The organism is Candidatus Latescibacter sp. IFSED24, assembly GCF_058273205.1.
In genome coordinates, this window is sequence record NZ_CM177850.1 from 1,414,625 (window position 1) to 1,432,401 (window position 17,777).

At 66.2% G+C, this 17,777-nt stretch carries 17 protein-coding genes and 2 tRNA genes; 3 read left to right on the forward strand and 16 right to left on the reverse strand.

Annotated elements, in window-relative coordinates:
• Positions 1–3: 3 nt before the first annotated feature.
• Both IFSED24_RS05810 and IFSED24_RS05815 read right to left on the reverse strand, forming a co-directional pair.
• On the reverse strand, positions 4–1,524 hold the full coding sequence (locus tag IFSED24_RS05810) for a DUF1254 domain-containing protein (RefSeq protein WP_491334272.1): 1,521 nt from the start codon (positions 1,522–1,524) through the stop codon (positions 4–6).
• A gap of 241 nt (positions 1,525–1,765) precedes the next feature.
• A complete protein-coding gene (locus tag IFSED24_RS05815; protein WP_491334273.1) occupies positions 1,766–3,352 on the reverse strand; it encodes a DUF1254 domain-containing protein in 1,587 nt (528 codons plus the stop codon).
• 224 nt (positions 3,353–3,576) lie between these two features.
• Between IFSED24_RS05815 and IFSED24_RS05820 the strand changes: the two genes are divergently transcribed.
• Entirely contained in the window at positions 3,577–4,578 is a 1,002-nt protein-coding gene (locus IFSED24_RS05820) for an AraC family transcriptional regulator (RefSeq protein WP_491334274.1), read from the forward strand.
• Positions 4,579–4,862: 284 nt separating this feature from the next.
• Here IFSED24_RS05820 and IFSED24_RS05825 read toward each other — a convergent pair whose 3' ends face one another.
• On the reverse strand, positions 4,863–6,893 hold the full coding sequence (locus IFSED24_RS05825; RefSeq protein WP_491334275.1) for a protein kinase domain-containing protein: 2,031 nt from the start codon (positions 6,891–6,893) through the stop codon (positions 4,863–4,865).
• Positions 6,877–7,506 carry an RNA polymerase sigma factor gene (locus IFSED24_RS05830; RefSeq protein ID WP_491334276.1) on the reverse strand — a complete coding sequence of 210 codons (630 nt, stop codon included), beginning with the start codon at positions 7,504–7,506 and terminating at the stop codon, positions 6,877–6,879. Before IFSED24_RS05830 ends, IFSED24_RS05825 begins: the two co-directional genes overlap by 17 nt.
• Positions 7,507–7,715: 209 nt before the next feature.
• Between IFSED24_RS05830 and IFSED24_RS05835 the strand changes: the two genes are divergently transcribed.
• Positions 7,716–8,285, forward strand: a complete 570-nt coding sequence (locus tag IFSED24_RS05835) for a hypothetical protein (RefSeq protein WP_491334277.1) — start codon at positions 7,716–7,718, stop codon at positions 8,283–8,285.
• Positions 8,286–8,713: 428 nt separating this feature from the next.
• On the opposite strand, the gene IFSED24_RS05840 is transcribed toward IFSED24_RS05835, so the two are convergent.
• Positions 8,714–8,789, reverse strand: a tRNA-Ala gene (locus tag IFSED24_RS05840).
• Positions 8,790–8,921: 132 nt separating this feature from the next.
• Between IFSED24_RS05840 and IFSED24_RS05845 the strand changes: the two genes are divergently transcribed.
• A tRNA-Leu gene (locus tag IFSED24_RS05845) sits at positions 8,922–9,009 on the forward strand.
• Between the two features lie 10 nt (positions 9,010–9,019).
• Here the strand turns inward: IFSED24_RS05845 and IFSED24_RS05850 are convergent.
• The 11 genes from IFSED24_RS05850 to IFSED24_RS05900 all read right to left on the reverse strand — a co-directional run bounded on the left by IFSED24_RS05850 (position 9,020) and on the right by IFSED24_RS05900 (position 17,721).
• Complete coding sequence (locus IFSED24_RS05850; protein WP_491334278.1) at positions 9,020–9,610, reverse strand: hypothetical protein; 591 nt, start codon at positions 9,608–9,610, stop codon at positions 9,020–9,022.
• A gap of 29 nt (positions 9,611–9,639) precedes the next feature.
• Positions 9,640–10,143, reverse strand: coding sequence for a hypothetical protein (locus IFSED24_RS05855; protein ID WP_491334279.1), 504 nt, complete (start codon positions 10,141–10,143; stop codon positions 9,640–9,642).
• 96 nt (positions 10,144–10,239) lie between these two features.
• Entirely contained in the window at positions 10,240–10,734 is a 495-nt protein-coding gene (locus IFSED24_RS05860; RefSeq protein WP_491334280.1) for a hypothetical protein, read from the reverse strand.
• A gap of 146 nt (positions 10,735–10,880) precedes the next feature.
• A complete protein-coding gene (gene pruA / locus IFSED24_RS05865; protein ID WP_491334281.1) occupies positions 10,881–12,518 on the reverse strand; it encodes an L-glutamate gamma-semialdehyde dehydrogenase in 1,638 nt (545 codons plus the stop codon).
• Positions 12,519–12,648: 130 nt separating this feature from the next.
• Positions 12,649–13,434 (reverse strand): tetratricopeptide repeat protein, encoded by a 786-nt coding sequence (locus IFSED24_RS05870; RefSeq protein WP_491334282.1) that lies wholly within the window; start codon positions 13,432–13,434, stop codon positions 12,649–12,651.
• A 15-nt stretch (positions 13,435–13,449) separates the two neighbouring features.
• Complete coding sequence (gene pal / locus IFSED24_RS05875) at positions 13,450–14,019, reverse strand: peptidoglycan-associated lipoprotein Pal (protein ID WP_491334283.1); 570 nt, start codon at positions 14,017–14,019, stop codon at positions 13,450–13,452.
• A 32-nt stretch (positions 14,020–14,051) separates the two neighbouring features.
• Positions 14,052–15,350 carry a hypothetical protein gene (locus IFSED24_RS05880; RefSeq protein ID WP_491334284.1) on the reverse strand — a complete coding sequence of 433 codons (1,299 nt, stop codon included), beginning with the start codon at positions 15,348–15,350 and terminating at the stop codon, positions 14,052–14,054.
• A 3-nt stretch (positions 15,351–15,353) separates the two neighbouring features.
• Positions 15,354–16,058 carry a TonB family protein gene (locus IFSED24_RS05885; protein ID WP_491334285.1) on the reverse strand — a complete coding sequence of 235 codons (705 nt, stop codon included), beginning with the start codon at positions 16,056–16,058 and terminating at the stop codon, positions 15,354–15,356.
• A gap of 3 nt (positions 16,059–16,061) precedes the next feature.
• Positions 16,062–16,460 (reverse strand): ExbD/TolR family protein, encoded by a 399-nt coding sequence (locus IFSED24_RS05890; RefSeq protein ID WP_491334286.1) that lies wholly within the window; start codon positions 16,458–16,460, stop codon positions 16,062–16,064.
• Positions 16,460–17,185: a MotA/TolQ/ExbB proton channel family protein gene (locus IFSED24_RS05895; RefSeq protein ID WP_491334287.1), complete on the reverse strand. Its 726-nt coding sequence runs from the start codon at positions 17,183–17,185 to the stop codon at positions 16,460–16,462. Before IFSED24_RS05895 ends, IFSED24_RS05890 begins: the two co-directional genes overlap by 1 nt.
• 158 nt (positions 17,186–17,343) lie before the next feature.
• Positions 17,344–17,721, reverse strand: a complete 378-nt coding sequence (locus tag IFSED24_RS05900; RefSeq protein ID WP_491334288.1) for a Minf_1886 family protein — start codon at positions 17,719–17,721, stop codon at positions 17,344–17,346.
• Between the last annotated feature and the right edge of the window lie 56 nt (positions 17,722–17,777).

The following is a 17,777-nucleotide window of genomic DNA, read 5'->3' on the forward strand; positions in this document are numbered from 1 at the left end:
TGTCTACTTGACGAGCTCCAGATCACCGGGCATCCAGGTCTTGTCGAACCAGGGCTGCAGCGGGCCGTAGAGGCGCAGCAGGATGTTGTAGCCCTTCCCGGGCATGGTCTGGATCCAGTTGCCTTCGTGGCCTTCCGGTGGCCTTGGCCCGAACCACATGGTGTAGGAACCGTCAGCGTTGGCTTTCACGGACGGGTTGTTGCTGTCAAGGCCGCCGGTTTTCTGGTCGGTTTCCAGCACCGAACGGGTCTGGTTGTCATAGACCATGAAGGACCAGAAGTCCTTGGCGGGGACGGGGCCTGGCAGGGTGACCTTGTAGGTCTTGCCGCCGTCGAGGTAGCGGCCTTCGGAATCATGAGCGCCGATCTCGTAGGCGGAGCCGGTGCCCACCTTGGGCTTGGCCATGGCCGGGGTGATGGCGGTCGCGTAGTAGTGGAACATGATGCGGTCGTCCAGCACCAGCTCGCCGTTGTTCATGAACTCGTGGCTGCCGCCGGTGAAGCAGGAGTACCACTGGCGCTGGCCCGGATAGAAGTAGGCGCTTTCGTAGCGAGGCCGGAAGGTGATCGAACGCGCCGTGGCGTTGCCGATGGCCACGCCTTCGGTGAGGATCTTCTTCATCCGGGCATCCGGCGCGAAGGGCTTGCCCTTCTTGATCCCGATCGCGGCGAACTGGCCCACCAGCTCGGGGTTGAAGGCGTCGGCGGGCTCGTACTGGATGACCGCGTTCAGCTCTTCCCAGTAGCCATAATCGTTGGCGTGGATGGTGTTGATCTTCGCGCCCGAAGCATTGACCACCCTCCCCTTGGGCGGGCTGTCCAGCTTCGAGAGGGGATAGATGCGGAACTGGGTTCGCAGGCCCAGGGTGGCCGCTGCCAGGTCGCCGTCCTGGACCAGCGCGCGCAGGAACATCCAGTTGCGGTAGGTCGGGGTCTTGACCACCCGGTATCCCTCGGGAAGCTCGCCGTCGTAGTCGGGACCGACAAAAACGTACTTGCCGCCCTGACCTTGGTTCGGGCCGGTCACTCCGAGGTCAGTGACCCAGCGGAAGAAGGCATCGTCCACCGCTCCCACGAGACGCCCAGCAGGGACTTCCACGATGGCCGGCTCGTCCTTGACGTTGATCTCGGCAAAGGCATAGGGCGTGGTCGTCTGCGGCGTCAGGAGTAGGCTCCGGGCGTCGTAGAGCTGCTCCCACAACACCAGGTCGCCAGGTTCCGCCCCGGCCTGCTCGAGACCTTCCAGCATGGCGTAGATGGACGCGGCCGGAATTCCGTTGAGAAAGGCATCGACGGCCCGCGACAGGTCGATGAAGTCGTAGGTCTTCTTGACCGTGGCCTCGCTGGGCATGCCGTCGGTGAACTCGAGCTCGCCGAGGAACTCGGTCTGCACCTTGTCGGGCGTGATCAGGCTGTTCGGCACATCGGCCTTGTATTTGGGGTCCGCCGCGAAGGCGGCGGAGAAGATTGCGGTCAAGGCCGCCGTGGCGACCAGCAGCCTGGGCATATAGCTGTTCGTGCTCATCTCTCGGGTTCCTCCCTGTATCGGTGATGACTTCTGGCCGTAATCGAAAATCCGGTAAGTCCAACCTCGCCAGCTCGAAATCGCCGGGCTTCCATGTCTTGTCGAACCAGGCCTGCTCCGCGCCGTCCACGCGCAGGAGCACGTTCCGGCTCTTGCCGAACGTCTGATCGGTCTCGAGCACCGGACGCGTCGGGCACCGCCGGCGTCCGCCACCCTGCGACGGCGGACGCCAGAAGGTCGATCACTTCACGAGTTCGATCTCGCCCGGTCGCCAGGTCTTGTCGAACCAGGCCTCGGTGGGGCTGTAGAGACGCAGGAGACAGAACCAACCCTTGCCGGGGACCGTCTGGGTCCAGTTCGCTTCCATGCCGGCCGGGGCCTTGGGGCCGAAGTACAGATCGATCGACCCGTCGTCGTTGGCGATCATCTTGTCGCGCTGGCTCTGCTTGCTCGGGAAGGTCTGGTCCGTCTGGAGCATGGAGCGGGTCTGGGGATCGTAGACGCACACCGACCAGAACTTCTGGGCGGGAGCATCCTTGGGGATGTTCAACTTGTAGGTCTTGCTGCCGTCGAGATGGTTGCCCTTCGAGTCCAGATAGCCCCAGGCGTACTGGGAACCGGCGCCGATCAGCTTCATCGCCATCGCCGGGGTGTTCACCGTGGCGAAGTAGTAGAAGCTGGTCCTTGCGTCCAGGTTGCGCCCGCCCATCCCCTCATCTTTGAGGAACTGATAGTTGTCGCCGGGGTAACCCCTCTTCCAGGAGCTTCCTTCATAGAGGAATTCCTCTTTCTTGCGCTCGTCCCAGAGCATGGCCCGTGAAGCCGCGTTGGCCACCGCCACCGCCTCGGTCATGATCTGCTTCATCCGCGCGTCCGGGGCGAACGGCTTGCCCTTCTCGATCCCGACCGAGGCGAAGAGCCCGCGCAGCTCGGGGTCGAACAGTTCGACGGGTTCCCGCTCGACGACGGTGTGGAGCTCCTCGTAGAACTCGAAATTGTTGGCATGGATCGTATTGAACGATTTGCCGGAGCCGCTGATGAACTCCATCTGCGGCGGATTGTCTTTCCTGGCGAGGGGATAGATCTTCAGGCCGTCCCTCCACATCTTGGCGGCTGCGTCCGGTTTGCCGTCGACCAGGAATCCGCGCAATCCAATCCAGGTCACATAGCTGGGCGACTTGGCGACGAAGTAGGTCTCGCCGTCGATGACCTGTGCCTTGCCGCCGATGGGACCCTCGAGCTCGCCTTCATAGTCCGGGGGCAGGATCAGGTACTTGCCGCCCTTGCCCCTGTCCGGGCCGGGAGCACCCATGTCGACCACGAAGCGGAAGAAGGCGTCGTTGACCGTTCCCGGGCCGGCCCCGGCCGGGATCTCGACCACCGTCGGGCCATCCTTCTTGAGGTCGAGGATGGGGATGGCGTAGACCGTGCTGGTGTTGCCGGTCAGGAACAGCGCCTTGCTGTCCATCAGCTCGTCGAAGTAGAGGACCTGGTTCGAGCTGGTCTGCCCGAGGGACGCCGCCCCGAGCCGAAGGGCTTCGATGGAGGCGGCGGGGATCCCGTTCAGGAAGGTCTCCATGGCCCGTGAGAAGTCCAGGTAGTCGTAGACCAGGTCGGCCGTCTCTTTGCTGGGGATCCCGTCGAAGAACTCGAGGGTGCCGATGCGCGTCTCGACGCGGTCCGGCGTGGTGATGGACGCGGGGATATCCGTCGTCATCTTCATCTTCGTCGGCGGCTGTGCGTCGGCGCTCGCGGACGCTGCCAGCATGGCTACCAACAGGGTCAGCATTACCCGCCGTGTACCGCTCCGGATCGTACCTGCATTCATGAATCGTTCTCCTTATCGTTCATCGCCCTCACCGGGGAGCGATCCCCCTGGATGTCCCCCATGCGGAACAAACGGGTTCCCCACGAGAACGAAGCGATCATGGTCCTGCAAACCGCTTCCGCAGGTCGCGGTTCTGAATCTGATTGATTTGAACCGTCAATATAGCATTCCCGCAAGGTGTCGCTTGACATTTCGGCTCATGCGCTTGACACTTCGGACCAATCATGGAGAAGCAAGAACTGCCCGGAATCTGGTTGCTGGAGGCGTTTCGACGGGGAGGCGTCGACGCGGACCGGCTCACCCGGGAGAACCCGGTCGAGATCCGCCATATGCTTCAAGCCCCGGGCGACCTCCTGCCCCGCGACGTGAACACCATCCTCGACGCCTGTGCCCGGTTGAGTGGAGACGAAGATTTCGGGCTCCACATGATCGACTTCGTCGACCCGGCCATGCTGGGAACCTACGGCTACCTCCTGACCAACGCACCGACCATCGGCCGGTTTCTGCAGATCGCCGAACAGTTCTATCCGACCTTCTACCGCGGCTCGGTCCTCCGTCTCGGTAGCGACAGCGACGTCGGCTCCCTCGAATATCGGGTCCGGGGCGGCGCGGCCGCGTCCGGACGCCACGACAACGAGTGGTCCCTCGGCTTTTTCGTGGATTTCATCGCCAGGAGACTCGCGGATGGCTGGGTTCCCCTACGGACGGAATTCACGCACCGGGAGCCGGCCGACACGACCGCGTTGCGTCGAGTCTTCGGCGACGACATCCGCTTCGATGCACCGCGCACGGCCTTCGTGTTCGAGACCACCATCCTCGACCGCCGCATCAACACCACGGATGCGGGACTCCTCCGGGTGCTGACCGACCAGGCCGAGATCCTGTTGCGGAACTTCGCGCAACCCGACGCCTTCGCGGCGACCGTCCGCCTCCAGATCCTGGAGAACCTGGAGCAGGGGAGCGCCAGCCTAGACAACGTGGCCCGCAATCTGGCTCTTTCGCGCAGCACCCTGAAGCGACGCCTGGCCGCCTGCGGGCGGACATTTCGCGAGCTCAGGGACAGTGTCGTCGAAGAAGTCTCGATCAGGGCGCTCACCGAGACCGAGATCGAAGTCGGCGCGATCGCGGCGAAGGTCGGCTACGCCGAACTCAGCTCCTTCGACCGCGCGTTCAGGCGGATCACCGGCATGAGCCCCTCGGAGTACCGGCGGGATCGAACCGGATAGACCGACGGTGGTTCGAACCCCCCGACCTCATGACTGCCAGTCCGCAGCGCAACGTCCTCTAACTTGTTTCGCAACAGCATCTACGCGGCTATCTGTGAGGTTTTGGTGGCGTTTGGGTCAGGTCCAGGGTCCCGCCGATGACCAGGCCGACGGATGAATAATCCACGCGATCATTCGGGATATCCCAGGTGACCGGGACGTCGACCTCGATCCGGAGCGTTGGGGCCAGGGCGACCGGCATTCCATTGATCGGTGACCCGCCTGCCTGGTCACGGGGCAGGCCCTTAGCCGCGCGCAGATCCCAACGGCCACTCCAGCAACCCCGCCCCATCCAGTATCTCCACGAAGCGCGGCACCATGATCCCCGCGATCCGGTCCCCCAGCGACCGCATCCAAACCAGGTACGTATCCCGCTCCTCGATGGCCTTGGCCATCGCCGGCTCCCAAACGTCGTTCCGCCCGAGTCCGATCCAGGGAAGAGACTGGCAGAGAAACGACACGTACCGCCGTTGCGCGAGCACCTCGTTCTGCGCGATCAGCGCCCGCGCTTCGCCATCACGACCCGACCGCGCGAGCAATAGCGCCAGCATGCCCGTGGTCCAGGGATCCTCACCTGCTGAGACGGCCAACGCCCGCCTGAGACAAGCCTCCGCCTCGACTGGTTTCCCGGCGAGGATGTACGCCAGCCCCGTGTGGTTGTGGTGCGGCAGCGAATCGGGATCCGCCGCCAGCCCCATGTGGAAGATCTTCAGGGCCTCCTCCAGGCGACCGGCGTGCGACAGCACGATGGCCTCGAGGTTGAGGATGAGCGAGGACGGGTCCAGCTCGGCCCGCGTCGGCGTCACCGCGATGGCCTCGTCGTGCCGCGATTCCGTGGAGAGGAACAAGGCGTACCAGGAACGCGTGAAGATGGCCTGTGGATCGAGCTGAACCGCCCGCTCGAACTCGCGCTCCGCCGCCTCGGCATCCCAATCGTGGAAGATGTGGACACAACCAAGCGCCGCGTGCGCCTCGCCGAGACCAGGGTCGAGCGCCAATGCCCGCTCCGCCGCCGCTCTCATCTGGCCGTAGCCATCGCGCGGACTAACGTATTGCCAGTAGCTTATGAGGCTGAAACAGCGAGCGATACCGACGTACGCCGGCCCGAACTCGGGATCCCTGGCCACGGCCTGGCGGTAGCACTCGAGTGCCTTGGGCAATCCGCCCCGGGCGCGCTGAGCCCAGAAGGATTGGCCCATGAGGTAGTGATTCTGAGCCTCTTCATCGGTGCAGATCTCGGGACTGCGCCCGACCCGTTCCGGTGTTTCCAGGAGTTGCGCGAGCGCCTGCCTCAGCTCGGTGGCCGTCGCGAAGCGGTCGTAGCGATTCCTCGCCAGTGCCTTCTCCACGATCTGGACGAAGGCGTCCGGCAGCTCCGGTCTCACCGCGGCCAGAGGTTCGGCCAGGCCGTTCTCGTGCGCCTGCTGGATGTCGGCCAGTCTGGCGCCCGAGACCGGATAGGAACCGCTCACCATGAAGTAGAGCAGCACGCCGAGGCTGTAGATGTCTCCCTGGCGACTCGAAGTCCCTTCCAGGAGGACCTCGGGCGCCGTGTAGAGTGGCGTCCCGTACTGCTGGATCGGCACCTTGCGATCGATCTCGCAGCTGATCCCGAGATCCATCAGGACCACGCGGCCGCTCGTCTCGCGCATCACGTTGCGGGCCTTGATATCACGGTGCAGGATCTCGGCCTCGTGCAGGGCGGTCAGGGCGCCGCACAGGTCGCGGCCAATCGTCGCGGCCTCGGCCGCGCTCATCGGCCCCTGCTCGGCGACGATCTTCTCCAGGGTCGATCCCTCGACATGCTCCATCCAGATCCCGAAGCGACCGTCGAGATGCTTCGCCCCGTACACAGTCACCACGTTGGGGTGGCGCACCCGCGCCAACAGGCGGCCCTCCTCGATCACGTCGGAGGTCAGCTGCGCCGCGCCGAGGCGGTGCGGCCGGTAGAACTTGAGCGCCACCTGCCGATCGAGCCTCGGCTCGCGCGCCCGGAAGACCTCGCCGAAGGCGCCGGCACCGATCTGCTCGAGGATCACCAGTGGGCCCCAGGTCGTGCCGGCAAGATCCTCGCCCTCTCCGAGGCCTTGCTGCCGCTGCCGCTGCTCGTGGGCGGCGATCAGGTCGACGATCGATCGCAGCTCCTGCAGCACGGGCTGCAGGTCCGCCGGTGTCGCCGCCGTCGCATCCTCCCACACGGCATCACGGCCCGAGAAGATGGCATCGGCCACCTCCCACACCACGGTCCCCTCGGCGAATTCACGATCTTCTTGCATGAGCCATTTCCCTCGCCAGGTGAAGCCCGGCCCGGTTCACCGCCATCCTCACGGCGTCGACGCTCGGCTTGTCCAGCGCCTCGGCCATCTCACGGTAGCGCATGCCCATCTCGATCTTCAGGAACAGGACGGCGCGATCCTGGGCGCTCAATCGTAGCAGCGCCGTCTCGTAGCGATCGACCAGTTCCCGACCGACGCATTCCTCGAGGGGTGTCGGTGCTGGATCCGGCTCGGTGCCGTCGATGTCGATCAGGTCCGGCCGGCGGGCGGCGCGGCGCACCTCGTCCCGGAGGCGGTTCAGGACCGCCTTCCGCAGGTAGGCCGGGAAGGTGTCGGGATGGTGCTCGCGGATCCCACCCAGGGTGCGCACGACCTTGATGACCGATTCCTGCACCACGTCGGCGGTATCGACGATGTCCCGGGCCGCCGCGGGTAGCCGCCCGGAGGCCCAGCGCATCATCCGTGGCAGGTAGCGGGCGAGGATCTCCTCCAGCGCCTCTTCGTCACCCGTCTGTGCGCGAGCGAGAAGGCTACGTGTGCTGGTCGTGGCCCACTCTGGTGGTCGATTCCGAGTCGCAGGTCCTGGTGGCGCCTTCTCGGGCGAGCCATTCATGCCATACCTCGATCGGTATCGGTCGGGATACGGGTCTGAGCATACCACGGCTTCATCGGTTTTGGTGCGCGAATCCCGACAGCGCAACACCGGTCTGCCATTCGGGGCCAATCTTCCGGCGTTCGCATTCAGCGATCCGGACGTCGCAAGAGATGAGGGCCCCTGGGACGAACCCGGGCCGCAAATTCCGCTTCGAAGGAGGCCAAGTCATGAACCCCAAAGCTCTGTTTCTTGTCGTCGCCACGCTCCTGATCTTCGCGCTGGGCAGCGGCAGCACGGTCTGCGCGCAGGCGGTCGTCATCCCGATCGAGGGCGATGGTCCGGTGGTGACCGTCGACCCCGGCATCGAGTGGATCGACGCCGACGGCATCACGCACATCCGGGATCGGATCCAGGTCGGCGGCGAGTCGGCCTATGACCCCGATGGCGTCCTGATCACCCAATCCACCGTGTACACGGTCAACATGAACATCGACATGACCACCGGCAATGGTGACTACCAGTCGAAGGCCGTCGGCGATCCCATCACCTATGGCGACCTCACCGGGTCGTTCCGTGGGAGCCTGACCGCGACGATCACGGGTTTCGTGTTGAACGGAAGCTACAATTACGCACGTGGCTACGGCGATTTCGAGGGCTGGAAGCACCGGGGCAGCTTCAGCGCCGTCCTGGGTGCTCAGTGGGTGACTTTCGAGGGTTACTTCCAGATACCTGGCAGCGCCAAGGCCGCCGCGACCGAGTTCCATACCCTGAGTTCGGTGAAGGACCTCTTCCGCTGATATTGATCGCCGGCGCCCGTCGCGATGAGGAGTGCCGCCCGCGGGCACTCCTCCGTATTCGCGACCATCATCGTATCCTGACCTCCCCCGAACCCTTGCCTCTTCGGAATATTCGTCCACCCAACCATTGAGGGTCTTACGCCACGGAGTTGATAGGCCACTCCGAGATGAAATGACCATATCACAGTTGGTTGGCGTCGAAGGACCTGCATCTGACGGCCTGATCAGCTGAACGAAGCCGCGAACGCGGCAGCCCGGGATGCCCCCCCGCTGTTGACTTCTTTGCCCCAGCGACATAGAAACCCAGACTTTCAGAGGTTTTTAGCCTTGGGGTCCTGGTTGGACTCGAACCGAATGTGAGAAGTCAGCAGCTCTAGGACGAGAAAACGAGCCGCTCTCGCGACTCGTTGTTTCTCATGGATTCTGGTTGGTGGAGCCAAGGGGGATCGAACCCCTGACCTCATGACTGCCAGTCATGCGCTCTCCCAGCTGAGCTATGGCCCCACCTGAGGCAACGCAATATAGCATCCCACCGCCCGATGTCAAACACCCGACTGCATTTTCCTGGCCGCAATCGCCGCCCTGAACTTGACTTGCCACGAGGCGACACCTAACATGCCGGCACCCATCTCCGGTGCCGGAGTGGCGGAATTGGTAGACGCGCTGGACTCAAAATCCTGTGTCCTCTTGGGACGTGTGGGTTCGAGCCCCACCTCCGGCACCAGCCCTCCCCCTCATTCCACCTCGATGATCGTCGGCTGGCCAGGCGCTCCCGGAGGCCCCAGGTCCACGCCGGTCACCGCACCCGGCGGTCCCGGATCCTCCTGGAGGGTCAGCGGCGGGCAGGTCGACTCCTGGCCGATGTAGAGATCCACCGCCAGTTCGTCCGCGTCCCAGGTCCGTGCCGTCAGCTCCAGGTCCTCCGCGGGATCGGTGGTCCCGGGCACCGTGACTGCGGCGAAGTTGCCCTTGGCCCTGGTCTGCTCCTCGGCGGCCCAGTCCTCGCGCAGGTCGTACCAGTTCACCGCGTAGCTGCCCGCGGCGAGCCCGGCGATCTCCACCTGCAGCATGTGGACAGCGGTCTCCGCGCAGATCTCCAGGGCCGGCAGGCGCACGATGAGGCAGACCTGTGCGTCGTCCACCACGGCGGTGACCACCGGGGCGCTCTCGGGGCACACCGGATACTCGTCCACCCGCATGGTGACGCGCAGGAGATTCTCCTCCCCCGCCGCCCGGAACGGCACGCTGGCCGTCGGCGGCTGCGCCTGCGCGATGGCGCTCGAGAGAATGATGGACCATGCCAGCAGCCATCGTGACCGGGTCATCATGGCACCTCCGGAAGTTCGTGACTGGGTCAGTCGAACCGGGCCTTCAACGCGCTCCAGGTGATCGGGCCGCCGGGCTGCGGGTCGTCGGGCACGGCGGTGACGGGGATGCCGCAGCCGCTGGCCGAGGTCTGGACCATGATCTGGTCCTGGTCGAGGCCCGCGTCGGTGATGGTGAACGGCAGCTCGCACCAGGTCCAGGGTAGCGGTTCCTCGTTCTCCACGGTCTCGGTGTAGGCGTAGTGCAGCGTGTAATCGCCGGCTGGCAGGCCACCCACCACCACCTTGCTGAAGTAGGGGCAGTAGCAATCCGCCCAGGCATTGGCGGTGGCCAGCTCGGTGACGTTCAGGACGGAGCCGTCGAGCTCCACCTGATGGCCGATGGTGTAGACCGCGCAGTTGTACTCGGCGTCGTGGTTGATGACCAGGAACAGCCCGTCCTGCTCGACGGTGATGCCCTCGCACTGGGCGGCCGCGGCCACGGGCAGGCACAGGATCAGGGCGGCAGCGATCAGATGGATCGGACGCAACATGGCGGCACCTCCTCTTACGGGAGCGTAGACCGCTGAACATGGATCGTCAACGGTCCACAATCCTCAACGAGGGGCAAGAATACCCGCGGTGGGCCGTTATCGGTAGAGGCCCTTGACGCCGCTCCAGGTCCGCTGGCCCGGATCCCCCTGGTCGTCGGGCACGGCCGTCGGCACGATCCCGCAGCCCGCCGTGGTCACCGATTGCAGGTGGGCCACCCCGCCGGCGGCATCGGCCGGGACGGTGATCCACAGCTCGGTCTCGCACTCGTCGCCGAGATATGGGTTGGCGTAGTGCCACTGCAGCGCGTACGGCCCGGGCGACAGGTCGGCCAGCTTCAGGTGCCCCTCGTAGGGACAGATGCAGTAGGCCGCCGCGGTGCAGATGGAGGTCTCCTCCACCGCGATGACGGCCTCCGTGATCGTCACCGCGTACTCGATGGCGAAGACCGCGCAGTTGTCCTCGAAGTGGTGGTCGATGGCCAGGAGCTGCAGGTCGGGATCCCATTGCCAGGTGATGCCGTCGCACTGGCCGCGGACGAGGGATGGCGTGGCGATGAGCAGCAGGACGGTCAAGAGGGCGAGGCGTTTCATGTCATGACCTCCCGGGTGATGACGAACGCATCGGTCACCGGACAGCGTAAACAGGTGAATTGTCCGCGTCAATCCCACCGATCCTTAGGCACGAGAGAGGGCGGCCCTTACGGACCGCCCTCTTGTCAACCGATCGCCGCCAGGAACTACTTCTGACCCATGTGCGGGTAGCCGTAGTCCTTGGGCGGGCAGAACGTCTCCTTCACCGTGCGCGGGCTCACCCAGCGCACCAGGTTCAGGTAGCTGCCGGCCTTGTCGTTGGTGCCCGAGGCGCGGCTGCCGCCGAACGGCTGCTGGCCGACCACGGCGCCGGTGGGCTTGTCGTTGATGTAGAAGTTGCCGGCGGTGCCCGAGAGCGCGTCCTTGATCTGGCAGATCGCGGCGCGGTCCTGGGCGAAGACGGCGCCGGTCAGCGCGTAGGCACTGGCCCTGTCCACCATCTTCAGGGTCTTGACCAGGTCCTTCTCCTCGTAGACGAAGACGCTCAGCACCGGGCCGAAGATCTCCTCCACGATGGACTCGTAGCCGGGGTCGGTGCACTCGATCACCGTGGGCTCGATGAAGTAGCCCGTGGTCGCCGAGCACTTTCCGCCGGCGATGATCCTGGCCTGGCCCTTGGCCTTCTTCGCGCGATCGATGTAGCCCTTGATGCTGTCGTAGGCCGGCTTGTCGATCACCGCGCCCATGAAGTTGGTGAAATCGGTGACGTCGCCCATCTTGATGGTCGCGATCTGGGCCAGCAGCTTGCGCTTGACCTCTTTCCAGAGCGACGCGGGGATGAAGGCGCGGCTCGCGGCCGAGCACTTCTGGCCCTGGAACTCGAAGGCGCCGCGCAGCAGCGCGATCACCAGCGCGTCGACGTCGGCCGAGGCGTGGGCGAAGACGAAGTCCTTGCCGCCGGTTTCGCCCACGATGCGCGGGTACTGGCCGTAGCGCTTGATGTTGCGGCCCACCACGCGCCACATGTCCTGGAACACCGCGGTCGAACCGGTGAAGTGGACGCCCGCCAGGTACTTGCTCGCCATGACCGGGTTGCCCACGTCGGCGCCGCGGCCGGGCACGAAGTTGATGACGCCGGCGGGCATGCCGGCCTCCTCGAGCAGCTTCATCAAGTAGTAGTTGCTGAAGACGGTGCTGCTCGCGGGCTTCCACACGCAGGTGTTGCCGCAGAGCGCGGGCGCCGTGGGCAGGTTGCCGGCGATGCTGGTGAAGTTGAACGGCGTGACGGCGAACACGAAGCCGTCTAGGGGGCGCTGCTCGACGTAGTTCCACATGCCGGTGGGACTGTAGGGCGGCTGGTCGCTGATCACCTGCTCGTAGTAGTAGGGGTTGAAGCGCCAGAAGTCGATGAGCTCGCAGGCGGCGTCGATCTCGGCCTGCACCGGTGTCTTGCTCTGGTTGAGCATGGTGGCGGCGTTCAGCGTCTGGCGCCAGGGGCCGGTGAGCAGGTCGGCGGCCTTGAGCATGATGCTGGCGCGCTGCTGCCAGGGCATGGCGGCCCACTCGGCCTTGGCCTTCTGGGCGGCCTGGATCGCCTGCTTCACCTCGGCGGGGCCGGCCTGGTGGTAGGTCGCCAGGACCTTCTTGTGCGCGTGGGGCACCACGCACTTGCCCAGCTTGCCGGTGCGGACCTCCTGCCCGCCGATGATCAGCGGGATCTCGATCTGCTCGCCCGACAGCTTCTTGAGGGCCGCCTTGAGGGCCTTCTTCTCGTCGGAACCGGGCGCGTAGCTCAGCACCGGCTCGTTCTCGGGGATGGGCACGTTGACGATACTGTCGGCCATGGCTTCCTCCTTGGCGAATCCGGGGACACGGGAATGCATCGGCGCCAATGTGCCAAACAAAGCCGTGACTGGCAAGGAGAAGGCGCACCGGCAAAGACCGGTGCGCCGGAGTCGTGGCCGGAGCGTGCGGCTACTCGACCAGGTCGCGCACCAGCGCCGCCTCGTTGGACTCGGGGAACCGCTCCACCAGGACCGCGAAGACCGCGGTGGCCTCGTCCTGGCGATCCAGGTTCTGCAGGCTGTAGCCGCGCTTCAGGAGCGCGGCCGCGGCCCACGGCGACCCGGGATGGTCGGCGAGCAGGCGCTCGAACTGGTCGGCGGCGTCGGTCCAGTCCTTCTCGCCGTAGGCCAGATCGCCGAGCCAGTAGCGGGCGTCGTCACCGAGCTCGCTCTCGCCGAAGCGGTCGAGGAACTCGCGGAAGCCGTCGCGGGCCAGCTCCACGTTGCCGCGGCTGCGGTCGAGCTGGGCGGCCTGATAGATCGAGCGGCCCTCCTCGGGCAGCGCCGCCAGGCCCTCGTCGGCCGTGGTCTCGGGCGGGCGATACTCGCCGAGGGTGGGCACCCCCGAGCGGGTGGCCAGCAGGTCGACCCGCGCCGACAGCTCGCGCATGTACTCGGCGTTGTCGTCGAGCTTCTGCATGAGCTGGTCGAGGCGCAGCGACACCTGGCTCAGCTTGGCCAGCCGCTGGGCGTTGGTCTCGTCGCCGGCGCTGGATTCCAGGCGCAGCAACTCGGCCAGGGCGGTCACCTCCTGCGAGAGGCGACGGTTCTCGGCACGGATCTCGGCCATCTCGTCGTGGTTCTCCTGCACCGCGAGCTCGATGCGGTCGAGCTGCGGGGCGCAGGCCGCGAGCAGGCCGAGGCCGGCGGCCACCACGATGGTGGCGCCGGCCCGCAAGCATCTCGTTGACGTCATGCGTCGGCTCCCGGTCTACGGCCGGGCGAAGTGCGCCCGCCGGTTCTTGGCCCAGGCGTCCTCGTCGCCACCGAGGGCGAAGGGGCGGCTCTCGCCGTAGCTGGTGACGCGCAGGCGGCTGGAGCTCACGCCCAGGCTCACCAGGTAGTCCCGCACGGCCTTGGCGCGCTTCTCGCCCAGCGCCAGGTTGTACTCCACGGTGCCGCGCTCGTCGCAGTGGCCCTCCACCAGCACCACCACCTCGGGATGCTGCTTGAAGATGCGGGCGTTGCGCGCCAGGGTGCCCATGGCGACGTCGTCGAGATCATACTCGTCGAAAGCGAAGAAGATGTCCTCCACTCCGTACTCGGCCGGCTGCATGGCGGCGTAGTCGGGAGCGGGTTCAGCTTCCTCGGGCACTTCGGGGGTCACGGTCTCGGGCACGGTCTCGATCTCTTCCGCGGCGGGCAGGCCGGCCGTGGGATCGGTCTCGGGCTCGGGCTTGTCCTGGCCGCCGCAGCCGGCGGCCAGGCCGAGGCCGCAGACCAGGGCGACGATGCCGAGGATGGTGAGCAGCTGGCGGGGGGTCGTTCCGGTACCCTTCATCGTACGCTCGACTCCTTGCTAGCGGCCGGCCCCTATCGCGGGGACCAGGCCGGGGTGATGTCCGGCTCGTCGCCGAACGTCAACTGGCGGGCGTCGCCTTCGACGACGTCCATCGCATATAACTTGAAGACCCCGCTGCGGTCGGAGGCGAACACCACGTGGCGTCCGTCCGGCGCCCAGCTCGGATCCTCGCAATTGCGCCACCGCCGATCGGTGAGCAGCCGGCGATCCTCCCCCGTGGGGTTGATGAGGACCAGCTGCGTGTAGTTCCCGATCCGGGTGGCGTACACCATCTTCTCGCCCGTGGGCGACCAGTTGGCGGAATCGTTGTACCGACCCTCGAAGGTCAGCCGACGGCGCCCCGCCCCGTCACCATCGACGATATATAACTGCGGGGTTCCCGTCCTGTCACTCGTAAAAACCAGATCGCGGCCGGCGGGGTCCCAGCTCGGGCTGATCTCGATGGACGGCATGGCGGTCAGCCGGCGCAGGATCTCGCCCGACGATGAGACCCGATAGATCTCCGGATCGCCGCTGTGCGAGAGCGACACCAGCAGTTCGCTGCCGTCGGGATGCCAGTTGGCGCCGAGGTTCAACCCGTCCAGCGCCAGGATCTTGCGCACCTGGCCGGTCCCCGTGTCCAGGCTGTAGAGCCCCTGCATGCCCTGGGCATAGCTGGTGAAGGCGATCTCCGAGCCGTCAGGCTTCCAGGCCGGGCACAGGTTCAGGGTCCGGTTGGCGGTGAGGCGGATGAGGTTCTCGCCGTCGTAGTCCACCACGTAGAGGTCACGCCGGTCGCCGCGGCCCCGCGAGAACACGATGCGCGTCAGCGCGATGCCCGGCTCGCCGGTGAGCATCTCGATCGCCTGGTTGGCGAAGTGGTGCGCGGTGATGCGCATCTGGTCGGGCAAGGGGCGGTACCGCTTGTTGAGCAGGAGCTGGCCGCCGGGATAGGTCACCAGGTCGAGGCTGATGGTGGTGGGCTGATCCTCGCCGGTGGCCCGCGCGTCGCGCAGTGGCCCCTCCACGCTGCCCCGGATGGCGAACTGGAAATTCAGGCTGTCGGTCTCGGCCTGTTTCTCGAGGATGCCCACCCGGAACAGGCCGCTGAAATCGAAGTCGTCGGCGAGGGTGTGCTCGATCAGGGTGGCGTCGTCCACCGCGGCCATGCCGCCCGACAGCACGTCGAGGGTCCCCACCAGGATGTCGATCTTCTCGTAGGCGGTCTTGGTCACGCCCATGTCCACGTTGGGCACGACCTGACCCGTGGCAGCGGCCGCCAGGATCAGGACGAGGAGCGAGAGCAGGCAGCGGTGCGAAGCGGCGAACATGTCCTAGACCCCGGATTGGAGAGTGAAGGTGAAGGTGACGCCCAGGCCCTGGTGCGGGAACTTGGCCGGCAGTGGCGGCAGACGGCTGGCCTTCACCGAGCGCAGCGCCTCGCGATCGAAGAGCGAGACCCCGCTGCCGCGCACCAGGGTGACCTGCGAGATCTGGCCGGAGCGCCCCACCATGAAATGGACCACACAAGCGCGAGTCGAGCCCTCGCGGAAACCGAGTTGCCGCGGCTTCCAGTTGCGCGCGACGATCCCCTCCACCCGGTTGATGTACCAGGCGAAGGGGAAGTCCACGTCGGTGCCCGAGACCGCGGGGCCGCTGGCTGCCGGTGCCGGCTCGACCTCGTCCAGGGGCTCGCTGTCGGCGGGCTCCTCCGGCGCCGGTCGCACCGGACTCGGCTCGGGCTTCCGCTCTGGAGCCGGCTTGGTCTCGATTTCCCGCGGCACCTCCTTGGGCGGCAGCAGCGCCTCCTGCGGCTCGGGCCTGGGCTCCGGCTCGGCGGTGGGAATCACGGGCTCGGCTTCGGGCTCGGCCGCCGGCTGGCTCACCTGGGGCTGGATCACCTCGGGCAGATGCGCCAGCGAGACCCGCATGACGCGCTGCGGCTCGAGCGGCGGCTGGGGCACATGGCCGCCCCAGGCGGCCAGCAGTCCCAGCGCCGCCAGATGCACGATGATGCTCCAGGGCATGCCCCGACCCATGGTCTAGTTCTCCGGATCGGCCACGAGCGACAGGTTCACGAAACCCGCGCGTTCCACCGCCGCCATGACCTGCAGGACGAAGCCATAGGGGATCTCCTCGTCGGCGCGCAGGTAGACCGGGAGGGTGTCCTTGTCGGGCAGGAACGGCGCCAGCCGCTCGGCCATCTCCTCCATGGTCACCGCGTCTTCCATGAAGTAGATCTGGCGGTTGTCGGTGATGCTGATCACCGGCCCTTCCTTGACGATCTGGGTCCGGGTGTCGGCCTGGGGCAGGTCCACGTCCACCCCGCCCTGGATGTAGGGCGCGGTCAGCATGAAGATGATCAGCAGGCAGAGGGTCACGTCCACCAGCGAGGTGATGTTGATGCTGGCCATGCTGCGGAACGACCCCTTGCGTCTCATCAGATCCGCCCCTCGTCGTGCTGGGCGGGCCGTGCCGCGAAGTCGCGCACCCCGGGGTGGATCTCGCCGCGGCCGCCGCCGGCCTGTTCCTCGAGGATGGTGCGCAGGCGCTCCATCTCGTTGGCCACCAGGTCGATCTTGCGGACCAGGGCGTTGTAGAAGATCACCGCCGGGATGGCCGTCGAAAGGCCGGCGATGGTGGTCACCAGCGCCTCGGCGATGCCCGGCGCCACCACCGTGAGGTTGGCACTCTGCAGCGCGGCCATGTCCCAGAAGCTGGTCATGATGCCCCACACCGTACCCAGCAGGCCCAGGAACGGTGCGATGGTCACGGCCGTCGACAGCAGCGAGAGGTAGCGCTCGAGACGCTCGACCTCGAGGTAGGTGATCCGCTCGCTGGCCCGGCGCACCGACGGCGCCTCGATCAGTCCGCTGGTCTCGAGGTACTGGTTGGCCAGCGGCAGGTCGGGCTGCTCCTCGCACCAGCGGTGCAGGTCCTCGGCGGCCAGGCGGCCGTCGAGCCAGTCCTCCAGCCGATCCCAGAAGCGCAGATGGCCGCTGCGGATTCGCGCCAGCACGCGACCCTTCTCGATCATGACCGCCCAGGCGACCACCGAGAGGACGAGCAGGACCAGGAGGATGAATTTGCCGAAGAAGGTGGTCTCGGCCAGGAGTCCGACCAGTTCGGACGTCCCGAGGGTCAAGGCAATTGTGGCGGCGGGCATGCTTTCTCCTTGGCGCCAGCTGACGGTGGGGCTAGCCCGGCAACCGGGATCGCCCTCCCGCGACGGGCCCTCCCTGGCCCGGCGCTCTGCCCGCCCACGGGCGGGTCATTACGGAACACGTTCAACGAAACGAGCGGTGGTGGAAAAGGTTCCACCGATCAGGCCTTGCCCAGGAAGTAGTCCTCCTCGAAGACCTGGCGAAAATCGTACTTGTCGATGAAGTCGCGCAACGAATCCTCGTCGCGCTTGCTGAGGAGCCCGCCATCGATCATGTGGAACACGCAACGGCCGAAATCGAGGGTCGACCGCACGCCCCAGGCCGAGAACACGTCGGTGGCCATGACCCCATAGCGGTCGCGGCCGAGGTCCTTGATGCTCTCGAGCAGATCCCCGCCAGAGATGTGGCGACGGCGGCCGCTGTCGGCCATGGCCTTCTCCAGGGCTTCGAGCACGAAGAGATACGCCTCGGGACGGAACGAGCCGTGGCCCTCGGCGATGGCTTCGATCTGGCGCATGAAGTCACGCGGTTCGTCCATGGCGCAACCCTTCCCCGGGATTCGGGCGCCTCTTCCGGCGTCGTGTCGACGACGCC

What these genes read in the sequence shown, in the direction of transcription:
- IFSED24_RS05890 (WP_491334286.1), bottom strand. Translation starts at nt 16,460, where the DNA reads ATGAGACGCAAGGGGTCGTTCCGCAGCATGGCCAGCATCAACATCACC.
- IFSED24_RS05880 (WP_491334284.1), bottom strand. Translation starts at nt 15,350, where the DNA reads ATGTTCGCCGCTTCGCACCGCTGCCTGCTCTCGCTCCTCGTCCTGATC.
- IFSED24_RS05870 (WP_491334282.1), bottom strand. Translation starts at nt 13,434, where the DNA reads ATGACGTCAACGAGATGCTTGCGGGCCGGCGCCACCATCGTGGTGGCC.
- pal (WP_491334283.1), bottom strand. Translation starts at nt 14,019, where the DNA reads ATGAAGGGTACCGGAACGACCCCCCGCCAGCTGCTCACCATCCTCGGC.
- IFSED24_RS05835 (WP_491334277.1), top strand. Translation starts at nt 7,716, where the DNA reads ATGAACCCCAAAGCTCTGTTTCTTGTCGTCGCCACGCTCCTGATCTTC.
- IFSED24_RS05900 (WP_491334288.1), bottom strand. Translation starts at nt 17,721, where the DNA reads ATGGACGAACCGCGTGACTTCATGCGCCAGATCGAAGCCATCGCCGAG.
- IFSED24_RS05815 (WP_491334273.1), bottom strand. Translation starts at nt 3,352, where the DNA reads ATGAATGCAGGTACGATCCGGAGCGGTACACGGCGGGTAATGCTGACC.
- IFSED24_RS05820 (WP_491334274.1), top strand. Translation starts at nt 3,577, where the DNA reads ATGGAGAAGCAAGAACTGCCCGGAATCTGGTTGCTGGAGGCGTTTCGA.
- IFSED24_RS05825 (WP_491334275.1), bottom strand. Translation starts at nt 6,893, where the DNA reads ATGCAAGAAGATCGTGAATTCGCCGAGGGGACCGTGGTGTGGGAGGTG.
- pruA (WP_491334281.1), bottom strand. Translation starts at nt 12,518, where the DNA reads ATGGCCGACAGTATCGTCAACGTGCCCATCCCCGAGAACGAGCCGGTG.
- IFSED24_RS05885 (WP_491334285.1), bottom strand. Translation starts at nt 16,058, where the DNA reads ATGGGTCGGGGCATGCCCTGGAGCATCATCGTGCATCTGGCGGCGCTG.
- IFSED24_RS05850 (WP_491334278.1), bottom strand. Translation starts at nt 9,610, where the DNA reads ATGACCCGGTCACGATGGCTGCTGGCATGGTCCATCATTCTCTCGAGC.
- IFSED24_RS05810 (WP_491334272.1), bottom strand. Translation starts at nt 1,524, where the DNA reads ATGAGCACGAACAGCTATATGCCCAGGCTGCTGGTCGCCACGGCGGCC.
- IFSED24_RS05860 (WP_491334280.1), bottom strand. Translation starts at nt 10,734, where the DNA reads ATGAAACGCCTCGCCCTCTTGACCGTCCTGCTGCTCATCGCCACGCCA.
- IFSED24_RS05830 (WP_491334276.1), bottom strand. Translation starts at nt 7,506, where the DNA reads ATGAATGGCTCGCCCGAGAAGGCGCCACCAGGACCTGCGACTCGGAAT.
- IFSED24_RS05895 (WP_491334287.1), bottom strand. Translation starts at nt 17,185, where the DNA reads ATGCCCGCCGCCACAATTGCCTTGACCCTCGGGACGTCCGAACTGGTC.
- IFSED24_RS05855 (WP_491334279.1), bottom strand. Translation starts at nt 10,143, where the DNA reads ATGTTGCGTCCGATCCATCTGATCGCTGCCGCCCTGATCCTGTGCCTG.